This window comes from Sinomonas sp., from assembly GCF_036848755.1.
Lineage (GTDB): Bacteria > Actinomycetota > Actinomycetes > Actinomycetales > Micrococcaceae > Sinomonas.
Genome location: NZ_DAIUJO010000117.1, coordinates 1 through 10,659 on the forward strand (window position 1 = coordinate 1; position 10,659 = coordinate 10,659).

Sequence of the window (10,659 nt, forward strand, 5' to 3'; positions counted from 1 at the left end):
CGCAAACCCCTCCGCCCGGCTCGCCGAGACTATCCCGGAGCGCCTGCAGGACACCCCCGCCTACCTGGACTTCCCAGGCGAGCTCTCCCGCGTCCGCTACGGCGAGGGCCTGTTCGTCGGGTACCGGCACTACGACGCCCGCGAGACCGAGCCCTCCTACCCCTTCGGCCACGGCCTCTCCTACACCACCTTCGCGTACGCGAACCTTGAGGCTGGGGCCGAGGACGACGGCGGGATCGCCCTCAGCGTCCAGGTGACCAACACCGGGGACCGGGCCGGGCGCGAGATCGTCCAGGCCTACACCTCCCTGCCCGGCTCCGCCTTCGCCCGGCCCCGGCGGGAGCTGAAGGGCTTCGCCGCCGTGGACCTCGACCCCGGCCAGGCCCAGCGGGTCGAGATCAGGATCAGCCGCGAGGACCTCGCCCTCTGGCACCCGACCCTCGAGCGGTGGGTCCTCGAGGGCGGCGAGTACGCCATCGAGGTCGGCGCCTCCTCCCGCGACCTCCGCCAGGCCGCCGTCGTCCGCCTCCACGGCGACGACCTCACCCTGCCGCTGACCCCCGGCTCGACCCTGGAGGAATGGCTCGCCCACCCCACCGGAGGCCCAGCCCTCACGAGGATCCTCGAGGACGCCGCCCGCGCGGGCAACCAGCTTGCCGCCCTCCTCACCGACCCCGAAGGCCGCTCCCTCATCGGCTCCTTCCCCCTCGCCCGCCTCGCCGCCTTCCCCGGCAGCCCCCTCACGCCCGAGGCCATACAGCAGCTGCTGCGCCAGGTGTCGGAGTGACTGCCGAGCAGCCAGAGCCGGCAGGCGACGAAGCCTGCCGGGCAGTCCGTCGCCGCATTGTCCTGAACTGGTCGGGGAGATCGCATCATCGGCAGGTCTCGATCGGCTCCCCTGACAGCGTGGGCGGAGGGCGGTGCGATGATGGGCTCCATGGCGACCAGGACGGAAAGTGATACGGCGCGGCGTGGCGCCGAAGCGAAGGAGCGCATCCTCGAAGCCGCCGTCGAGGTCTTCGGAACCGACGGCTACCGGGGCGGGTCCCTGCGGAAGGTCGCGGACCAGGCGGGCCTGACCCTTCCCGGGCTCCTGCACCACTTCCCCTCGAAGGAAGAACTGCTTCGCGCCCTCCTGCAGCGCCGGGACCAGATCCTCGCCGCGGAGAACGCCGCCGAGTTCCCGCACCTGGACATCGTGGAGCAGTTCGCCTTCGTCGCGCGGCGGAACATGAAGAACCCGGGCATGGCCCGGCTGTTCATCATCCTTGCCGCCGAATCGACCGACCCGACCCACGCTGCCCACGAATTCTTCAAGAGCCGCTACCTGCGCACCGAGCAGACAGTCCGAGACAGCATCCTCACCCAACAGGCATCCGGAGTGCTCCGCGACGACCTCGACGCCGAGGCGCAGGCCCACGCTGTCCTGGCCATCTCGGACGGGCTCCAGCTCCGGTGGCTGCTCAACCCCGACTTCGACCTCGCCGAGGCCGTGACGGCCGCGCTGTCGCACCTGCGCGCCCCGCACCGGCACACGGCGTAGGGCGGCTGTCGGCAGGGCAGGGGCTTCAAACGTGCGCAGCGCCGCGCCGGCTCCGATGACGCCGCCCAGATCCGGCTCCGAGCACCTGGGGCTTGAGGGGTCCGGCTAGCGCGGTCTTTGGTCGAGTGCTGCGAGTTCTGATTCGAGCTGCTGCGTCAGGGTGCGAAGGCGTCGGATGTGGTCCTGGGAGATGGGCCCGGGTTGCGAGGTGACCTGTGCGTCGACGTCGAAGACGGTGTTGGGGCCGTGCCAGACGTTGAACCATTCGAGGCCGTGGCCGAGGGCGTCGCGGGTGACGCCCTCGAGCAGGAGGAGCGGCTGGCCGGGGTTCGTGTCCAGCTTCTGGGCGAGGTCGGTGTCCGAGGCCACGGCCTGGACCTGCCTGGGGCCCCCTGCGGGGTGGTAGCCGTGCTCGCGCATGAGCGCGAGCAGGGAGGCGTCCTCGAGCAGCGCGGGGGTGAGGTGCGGGAAGAGCTCGCGCGGGACCCAGGTGCGCATGAAGGCCACCGGGACCTGTTCGAGGTACCGGAGCCGTTCGATCTTCCACGTGTTCTCCGTGCCCAGGGCCTGGGCGCCCGCGGCGGGCGGGGCGGCGGGCTCGAGGGCGAGGACGTGGGTCCTGAGCCGCTGGCCGTGGGCGGCAACCTGCTCGTCCAGCCCGCCGGCGCGCTGGAGCTGGCGGCGCAGGACGGGCGCGGCGGCCACGACGCTGCCCCGGCCGCGCTGGCGCCGGATCAGGCCGAGGTCGGCCAGGCCGGAAAGGGCTTGGCGCACGACGCTGCGGGAGACGCCGAACTGCCGCTGGAGTTCCTCCTCGGTGGGCAGGGGCGAGCCGGGGTGGAGGGGCAGGTCCAGGATCTGCCGGTGCAGTATGTCGCGGATCTGGGCGTGCAGCGGCGTTCCGCCCTCCCGGTTCAGCCCGGGCGCCCGCTCCGGGGCCTCTGCACCTGCTGGTCCTGCTCCCATGCCGACTCCTCTGCCGTCCGTGCACATCCTAGCCGGACGTCCCTCCTTCCGGGGCCCGCTTGACCGGTGACCCAGATCACCGGTAATGTACGTACCAATTGTACGGACGAGTTCCGTCGAATGAAAAGATCAGCTGGCGCACGAAGACGCACTGAGCAGGCGAAGGAGCGCGGACGGGCATCGCGGCCCGCCGTTCTCCCGCCTGATCCCGGCGGTCACCGGCGGCGGCATTCCCGTTCGAACCCCCTGTTGTGGAAATGGAGAGTCCATGCGCGATTCCCGCGCGGTGCGCTGCACCTATTACCTCGAGTCCGAGATCGAGCCTGAGAGGGCCGCGGCCATCCTGGCCGGGGAGCAGTCCAGCGGCACGTTCCTGCCGGTGCCGGGCGAATCGGCCCGGATCCGGGAGCGGCACGCCGCCCGCGTCGTGGAGATCCGCCAGCTCGGGCAGCGCCGGCCCTCCCTGCCCTCCCGCAGGAATCCGGAGAGGGTCCGCGCGGCCCTGGCCACGGTCGAGTTCCCGATGGAGAACATAGGGACCGATCTGGCGACCCTGCAGACCACGATCGCCGGGAACCTGTTCGAGCTCGGCGAGCTGTACGCCTGCCGACTGCAGGACCTGACCCTGCCCGAGGACTTCATCGCCGCCCACCCTGGCCCCGCCTACGGGATCGAGGGGACCCGCAGGCTCCTCGGGGACGCCGAGGGCGTGATGGTCGGCACGATCGTCAAGCCCAATGTCGGGCTCTCGGAAGAGGAATACCGGCAGGTGGTCCGGGACCTGGCCCTGGCCTCGATCGACCTGATCAAGGACGACGAGCTGATGACGGACCCTGCATACCTGCCCCTGGAGCGCCGTGTCGCGATCGCCACCGAGGAGATCCGCTCCGCCGAGCAGAAGACCGGACACCCCACCATGTACGCGTTCAACATCACCGGCGACCTGGCCGGGCTGCGCGAGCGCCACGACCTGGTCGTCGGGGCCGGGGGCCGGTGCGTGATGCTCAACATCCCGATCATGGGCCTGCCCGCCCTGGCCTGGCTGCGCAGCTTCGCCGAGGTGCCCATCCACGGCCACCGCGCAGGGCTCGCGGCCTCCATGCGGTCCAAGGCCCTGGGCGTGGACTACCGGGCCTGGCAGCAGCTGGCCCGCCTGGCCGGCGCCGACCAGCTGCACGCCAGCGGGCTCGGCAGCAAGTTCTACGAACCGGACGAAGAGGTCGCCGCGAACATCCGCAGCCTGCTCCAGCCCCTGGGGCAGACCGCCACCCCGCTTCCGGTCCTGTCCTCGGGACAGAACGTGACCACCCCCGGCCCAACCTTCGAAGCGGTCAGGTCCACGGACCTGATGATGCTGGCCGGGGGCGGGGTGGCAGCACACCCCGGAGGGCCCGGTGCCGGGGTGCGGAGCCTGCGCCTGGCCTGGGAGGCCGCCGTGGACGGCGTCCCCCTGGGCGCGGCAGCACACGAGAAGGCGCAGGTCGGGGACGAGTCCCTGCTGCTGGCCGTCCAGGCCTTCGGGAAGGGCGCCTAGCATGCCCGCCTTCGGCTTCGTCGCGGACGACCTCACCGGCGCCGCCGACGTCCTGGCCCAGTCCCACCGCTACGGCCTCGAAGCAGCGCTGGCCATCGGCGACGCGCCGCTGCCCGCCGACACCGACGTCGTCGGATACGCCGGACCGGCACGGTCCCTGGCAGGGCCCGCCTTCGACGGCCTGGTCCGCAGGGATTTGGCAGCAGTGGCCGCGCTGAACCCCCAGGTTCTGCTCTACAAGGTCTGCTCCACGTTCGACAGCTCGCCCGAGGTCGGCAGCATCGGGCGCGGAATCCAGCTCCTGCACGAGCGCTTCGGCCTCCACGGGGCCATCCCCGTGGTGCCCGCCCAGCCCGCCTTCGGCCGCTACACCGCCTTCAGCAACCACTACGCCGCCCACGCCGGCCAGATCCACCGCCTGGACCGCCACCCGGTCATGTCCCGGCACCCCTCCACCCCCATGGCCGAGGCCGACCTGCGCCTGGTCCTGGCAGAACAGCTCGGCACCGGGCAGGTCCCCGGGGCGATCCACCTGCCCGCCTACGAGGACGGCACGTTCAAGGACGCCTGGGCGCAGCGGCGGCACGAGCCCGCGGCGCAGGCCTTCATCGTCGACGCCGTCACCGAAGCCCACATGGACGAAGTGGCCGAAGCGCTGCTGCGCCAGGAGCACGGCCCCGGGCCCTCGATCGTCGTCGGCTCCGGCGGGATCATGGCGGCCCTGGCCCGATCGGTCTCCCAGGAGGCCGAGCGCCAGCCCGGACCCCAGCAGGCCTCCGGACCCGTCCTGGCCGTGAGCGCCTCCGCATCCAGCACCACCGCCGGGCAGATCGAGGACGCCATCGCCCACGGCTGGGAGGACGCGCCCGTGCCCCCGGACCTGCTCCAGCACCACGACGCCGGGGCCGTCGCCGCCCTCGACCACCGCGTCTCCGAAGCCCTCCGAGGCGGGCGCAGCGTCGTCCTCCACACCACCCGCGGCCCCGGCGACCCCCGCTACGGAGCGTCCACACCGGCTGGCGCGGGCCACGTCGGGGCGCTGATCGGGGGCATCGCAGCCCGCGCCGCGGCGGCAGGGCTCACCGCAGACATCGCCATCTGCGGGGGCGACACCTCCAGCCACGCCCTCATCGCCATGGGCGCCCGCCAGCTGCGCGTGTCGGACCAGTTCGTCACCGCGGGCCCCATCCTGCGCGCCGAGGGCGCCCCCGCCCTCGCCGGATGCCGCCTGCTGCTCAAGGGCGGACAGGTCGGCCCCCCGGACATCCTGCGCCGCTTCGCCGGCCAGCTCCCCGGCTGACACCCACACCCACCACCGGCACCACCCAACCAAGAAAGGCGGCCCCCATGCGGGCAGTAGTGAAGAGCGCGGCCGAACGAGGCGCCCAATACCTCACCGACGCCGGAGACCCCAAGGCCGCAGAAGGCGCAGTCGTCATCGAGATCGGTGCCGCATCCCTGTGCGGCACCGACCGCGAACTCTACGAATGGACCCCCTCCGCCCAGGCCTTCAACCTCAACCTCCCCGTCATCCTCGGCCACGAGGGCGCCGGCACCATCGTCGAGGTCGGCCCCGGCGTCACCGGGCTGCGCGTCGGAGACCGGGTCGCCCTCGAAAGCCACCTGGCCTGCGGGCAGTGCTTCCCCTGCCGCACCGGCAACGCCCACACCTGCGAACGCACCGGCATCGTGGGCATGCACATCGACGGCGTGTTCGCCGAGTACACCGCGGCACCCCAGGAGATCTGCGTCAAGCTCCCCACCGGCCTGCCGCTGGAAACCGGGGCCCTGCTCGAAGCCGCCGGAGTCGCCGTCCACGCCATCCAGCGCGCCGACTACGCCGTGGCAGGACGGGCCGTGCTCGTCAGCGGCGCCGGACCCGTAGGCCTGGTCGTCGCCCACCTGGCACTGCTCATGGGAGCCTCCCACGTCATCGCCGTCGACCCCAACCCCTACCGCCGCGCCCAGGCCGAGAAGCTCGGCGCGACCGCCCTGCACCCCGACGGGGGCATCATCGAACGCTGCCGCGAACTCACAGGCCGCAGGGGCGGCTTCGACGTCGCCTTCGAATGCTCCGGCGCCCCCGGCACCCTCACCACCCTCTTCGAGGCAGTCCGCCGCGAAGCCACCGTCATCACCGTCGGGCACCCCAGCCGCCCCGCCGAAGTCGACATCGCCGCCTACATCAACAAGAAAGGCATCACCCTCCGCGGGATCTTCGGACGCCGGCTCTGGGAGACCTGGGAACAGTCCCTGCTCCTGCTGGACTCCGGCCGCCTCGAACTCGACTGGCTCATCACCCACCGCATGAAGCTCAGCCAGATCGACCAGGCCATCGACCTGCTCACCGGCGACGCCTGCAAAGTACTGCTCATCCCCGGCCTCGGCTGACCCCCAACCCCACGACCGCAGGCCCCCGGCACCATACCGCCCCGCCCCCGGGGACGGGGCGTCCCGACCCCGGCAGCCAGGCCGCCACCGGCCCGAAACGGCGCCCGGACACATCCGCACCCCGCCCCGGGGGCACCAGACCCAACCACCCACCACCCCCGCAGTTCCAGAGGAGAAATCAATGACGATTCCCATCAGGAGATTCCTGGAGAAAGTCCCCGGCGGAATGATGCTCGTGCCCCTGGGCATCGGCGCCGTCATCCACACCACCGCCCCCAAAGCCGGGGACTTCTTCGGCTCCTTCACCGGCGCCTTCTTCACCGGCCTGGTCCCGATCCTCGCAGTGTTCTACTTCTGCCTCGGATCAACCCTCGAGCTCAGGGCCACCCCCTACATGCTCAAGAAGGGCGGGGCGCTCCTGGGCGCCAAGATCGGCTTCGCCATCCTCGTCGGCCTCCTCGCCGGCCACTTCCTGCACGAGGCCCCCATCGGCTCCGGGATCTTCGCAGGCCTCTCGGCCCTCGCCCTCGTCGCCGCCCTGAACGACACCAACGGCGGCCTCTACATGTCCCTCATGGGACAGTTCGGCCGCAAGCGCGACGCCGGAGCCTACTCGATCCTCTCCTTCGAATCCGGCCCCTTCCTGACCATGGTCACCCTCGGGATCGCAGGCCTGTCCGCGTTCCCCTGGCAGGCACTGGTCGGCGCCATCCTCCCGCTCGCACTCGGCATGCTGATCGGCAACCTGGACAAGAGCATGCGGGCCCTGCTGGCCCCCCTCGTCCCGGCGATGATCCCGTTCCTCGGGCTCGCCCTCGGCCTGACCATCAACCTCACCGCAGTCCTCGATGCCGGACTGCTCGGCATCGCCCTGGGCCTGTTCGTGGTCTTCGTCGGGGGCGCGGTGCTGCTCCTGGCCGACAAGCTCACCGGCGGCGACGGGATCGCCGGGCTCGCAGCCGCCACCACAGCCGGGAACGCCGCCATCGTCCCCGCCGTCGTGGCCGCCGCCAACCCCGCCTACGCCCCCGCCGCGCAGCACGCCACCGTCCTGGTCGCAGCCTCGGTCGTCGTCTCCGCCGTGCTCTGCCCCATCGTCACCGTCGCCTGGGCGCGCCGCATACAGAAGAGGGAGCAAACCACCGGCGAGGCAGCCAGCCCGGCCACGGACCTCATCCAACCCGAACAGGCCGCAGAACCCCAGGCCTGACCACCCCGCGGACAAGCCCGCCGATCAGACCCCGACGGGTGGCCTGGGTCCAGGGAACACCGCCCCGGACCCAGGCCACCGCGCGCGACCGGGCGGAACCCTGCCCCGGATCGCGCCGGGTTCTGTCCTTCAAAGCCCACGAGCCGGAAAGGAATCCCCAATGCACCCGCGCGGCAACGAGCCCAAGCGCCGACGGACCTCGGGCTGGACCCCCAGCAAGGGCGACTCCGTCGAGCTCCGCCGCTGGGGCCGGACCCTGCGCCTGGGCGTCGTGGAGACAGCGATACCGGACGGCTCCGGCTTCTGGATCGAACCCAACGGCGCCGAGCCCAGGCTCTTCGTCCACTTCTCCTTCACCGACATCGAAATCTGGGCCTGACCCATCCACTTCCGTCCCGATCCCCAGAGCTCGGGAGTCGAGCGGATCAACCGCGAGACTACCCGAAGGAGACCGTCCGGCCGCCGCGGGCGCTGAGCGAGCACGTCATGCCCCGGCTTGAGGCCCCAGAGAACCTGGACAATTGGCCCAACCCCCGCCACCGGCTGATCACGCTCATCCTGATGCGCTGCGGGCTGCGGATCAGCGACGCCGTTGCCCTGAACCGTCCGGGCGGTCAGGCCGGGCATTCGACGACGGCCACTCCCCTTCCGCCGAGCTTCCGGGCTCCTGTGCCGATGGCGCCGGTCAGGACGGTACCGCCGATGGCGGTCATGTCGATGTCCTCGTCGGTCCGGTTGATGAGGAACAGGAAGCGTCTTCTCCCGTCGGTCCGGACGGCGAGTTCCACGCTCCCGCGGAGCTCGGCCGGCAGGTCGGGGGCGATGCCGGCCGCTTCGGACAGCTCGGCCACGAGGGGGGCCAGACCCTCGGGCCCGAGCGCCGTTGCCACGTAGCTCGCAGACCCCGACGAGAGAGTGCGGCGGGTCACGGCGGGGCGCCCGTTGCACGTTCCGCCTGTGAACCGGCGGAGCACGTCGACGTCCGGGGAGAGGACCGTCACCGGGTCGGCCCAGAGCCTTCCGGTGTGGCCGCTGTCGATGGGGACCTCGGCGTTCTCGGCGAGGGGGCCGAATTCCTCGACCCTGATGCCCAGGAGGCCGCTGAAGGCTCCCGGGTATCCGCCGAGCCAGACGTGGTCGTTCTCGTCCACGATGCCGGAGAAGTAGGTCGTCACGAGGTGTCCCCCGGATTCGGCGAAGGCCGAGATGCGCCGGCGGAGGCTGTCGGGGACGACGTGGAGGACAGGGGCTATGACGAGCCGGTAGCCCTCGAAGGGTGCCGCGGCGGGCAGGACGTCGGCCCGGATGCCGGTGGCCAGGAAGGCCGAGTACCAGTCGAGGGCTTCTCGGCGGTAGCGGAGCCGGTCGGTGGGGTGCGAGTCCATTTCGCTGGCCCACCAGGAGTCCCAGTCGAACAGTATCGCGGCCCGTGCGGGTTCTCGCCTGCTGCCCGCAATGGGGTCGAGCCGGGCGAGTGCCGCGCCGAGCGAGACGACGTCGCGGAACACCTGGCTGTCGGGGCCGGCGTGCGGGACCATCGCGGAGTGGTATTTCTCGGCGCCGGCGCGGGATTGTCGCCACTGGAAGAAGCAGACGGCGTCGGCTCCGTGGGCGACGTGGGCCAGCGAGTCCCGGGCAAGGGACCCGGGCGCCTTGGGGGTGTTGATCGGCTGCCAGTTCACAGCACTCGTGGAGTGCTCCATCAGGAACCACGGTCGGCCCCCGGCGATGTTGCCGGTGAGGTTGGCGGAGAAGGACAGTTCGTCGAGCTCCTGCGGCCCGGGGGTGACGTAGTGGTCGTTCGAGACGAAGTCGACCTCGTCCGCCCACGCGGCGTAGTCCATCCCCTTCGTCTCGCCCATCACCATGAAGTTGGTGGTCACCGGGACGTCCGGGGACAGGCGCTGCAGGATCTTCCGCTCTGCCCTGAGGTAGTCCCTCAGTGCGTCGGAGGAGAAGCGCTTGAAGTCCAGCTGCTGGGTCGGGTTCGGGTGCGTCGCTGCCAGCCGGGGCGGCAGGATCTGCTCCCACCCGCTGTACCGCTGGGCCCAGAAGTCGGTACCCCATGCCGCGTTCAGCCTTTCCAGGGAGGCGTACCGTCGCCGCAGCCAGTGCCGGAAGGCGGATGCGGCGTCCTCCGAGTAGTCGTAGGCGTTGTGGCACCCGAGCTCGTTCGAGGCATGCCAGGCGCAGACCGCCGGGTGCCTCCCGTACCGCTCGCCCATGGCCGTGACGAGCCGGAGTGCGTGTTCGCGGAAGACGGGCGAAGTGGGGCGCCAGTGCTGGCGGGCTCCCGGCCAGATCACCTCGCCGCGGACGTTCACCGGGAGGATCTCGGGGTGCTCGGCGGCAAGCCAGGGAGGCGGCGACGCCGTAGCGGTGGCCAGGTCGACGGCTATGCCGTTCGCGTGCAGGAGCTCGATCGCCTCGTCGAGCCACTCGAAGTCCCAGGCGTCCCTCGTGGGCTGGATCCTGGCCCAGGAGAAGATCCCGAGGGAGACGAGATTGACCCCGGCCTCGCGCATCAGCGCGACGTCCTCGTCCCAGGTCTGCCGAGGCCACTGCTCCGGGTTGTAGTCCGCCCCGAAGGCGATGGGCCGCCCGCGTCCCGAGGGCCAGCGCAGCCACCTGCGGTCTCCGGAAGTCATGAAGCCTCCTCATAGGCATTGGGCGGGGCAGACGGCGGTTGCGGTGCAGAAGTGGGCCCGGCGAACGGGCGGGGCCAGCACTTCCCCGCAGAGCCGGCCGGCCCCCACGGACCCACCTTTGGACGCCAGTTCTTGTATCGATACACAAACCTGCGGGCAAGGTCCCCTCCTGTCAAGCACCTTCCGCTGGGCGCCTGCAGCCGCCCCCCGCCTGCCGCCGCCCGCCCGCCTGTCGCCGCCTGCCCGCCTGTCGCCGCCCGCGCGCCTGCCGTCGGCCGGCCTGAGGACCAGGAGGTTCCGCGGGGGCTGCCCTTGAGCCTGCCCAGGCGTCCAGTCGGGGCTGGCCGACGCGACCGCCACGGAGCGA

Annotated in this window: 9 protein-coding genes; 7 read left to right on the forward strand and 2 right to left on the reverse strand. The window is 71.5% G+C overall.

Annotation, left to right across the window (positions count from 1 at the left end):
* Together V7053_RS15540 and V7053_RS15545 are read left to right on the forward strand one after the other, a co-directional pair.
* Positions 1 to 787: fibronectin type III-like domain-contianing protein (locus V7053_RS15540; RefSeq protein WP_334173178.1), on the forward strand; the 787-nt coding region annotated here is incomplete at its 5' end.
* A 150-nt stretch (positions 788 to 937) separates the two neighbouring features.
* Complete coding sequence (locus tag V7053_RS15545) at positions 938 to 1,543, forward strand: TetR/AcrR family transcriptional regulator (protein ID WP_334173179.1); 606 nt, start codon at positions 938 to 940, stop codon at positions 1,541 to 1,543.
* Between the two features lie 105 nt (positions 1,544 to 1,648).
* Here V7053_RS15545 and V7053_RS15550 read toward each other — a convergent pair whose 3' ends face one another.
* Positions 1,649 to 2,509, reverse strand: a complete 861-nt coding sequence (locus V7053_RS15550) for a GntR family transcriptional regulator (RefSeq protein WP_334173180.1) — start codon at positions 2,507 to 2,509, stop codon at positions 1,649 to 1,651.
* 268 nt (positions 2,510 to 2,777) lie between these two features.
* On the opposite strand from V7053_RS15550, the gene V7053_RS15555 reads away from it, so the two are divergent.
* From V7053_RS15555 to V7053_RS15575, 5 genes are all read left to right on the forward strand, one after another.
* Positions 2,778 to 4,043 carry a RuBisCO large subunit C-terminal-like domain-containing protein gene (locus tag V7053_RS15555; RefSeq protein WP_334173181.1) on the forward strand — a complete coding sequence of 422 codons (1,266 nt, stop codon included), beginning with the start codon at positions 2,778 to 2,780 and terminating at the stop codon, positions 4,041 to 4,043.
* A 1-nt stretch (position 4,044) separates the two neighbouring features.
* Entirely contained in the window at positions 4,045 to 5,343 is a 1,299-nt protein-coding gene (locus V7053_RS15560; RefSeq protein WP_334173182.1) for a four-carbon acid sugar kinase family protein, read from the forward strand.
* A 47-nt stretch (positions 5,344 to 5,390) separates the two neighbouring features.
* On the forward strand, positions 5,391 to 6,434 hold the full coding sequence (locus V7053_RS15565) for a zinc-dependent alcohol dehydrogenase (protein ID WP_334173183.1): 1,044 nt from the start codon (positions 5,391 to 5,393) through the stop codon (positions 6,432 to 6,434).
* 181 nt (positions 6,435 to 6,615) lie between these two features.
* Positions 6,616 to 7,644 carry a 2-keto-3-deoxygluconate permease gene (locus V7053_RS15570; protein ID WP_334173184.1) on the forward strand — a complete coding sequence of 343 codons (1,029 nt, stop codon included), beginning with the start codon at positions 6,616 to 6,618 and terminating at the stop codon, positions 7,642 to 7,644.
* Between the two features lie 160 nt (positions 7,645 to 7,804).
* Positions 7,805 to 8,023: a hypothetical protein gene (locus tag V7053_RS15575; protein ID WP_334173185.1), complete on the forward strand. Its 219-nt coding sequence runs from the start codon at positions 7,805 to 7,807 to the stop codon at positions 8,021 to 8,023.
* A 235-nt stretch (positions 8,024 to 8,258) separates the two neighbouring features.
* On the opposite strand, the gene V7053_RS15580 is transcribed toward V7053_RS15575, so the two are convergent.
* Positions 8,259 to 10,292: a beta-galactosidase gene (locus V7053_RS15580; protein WP_334173186.1), complete on the reverse strand. Its 2,034-nt coding sequence runs from the start codon at positions 10,290 to 10,292 to the stop codon at positions 8,259 to 8,261.
* Positions 10,293 to 10,659 lie beyond the last annotated feature (367 nt).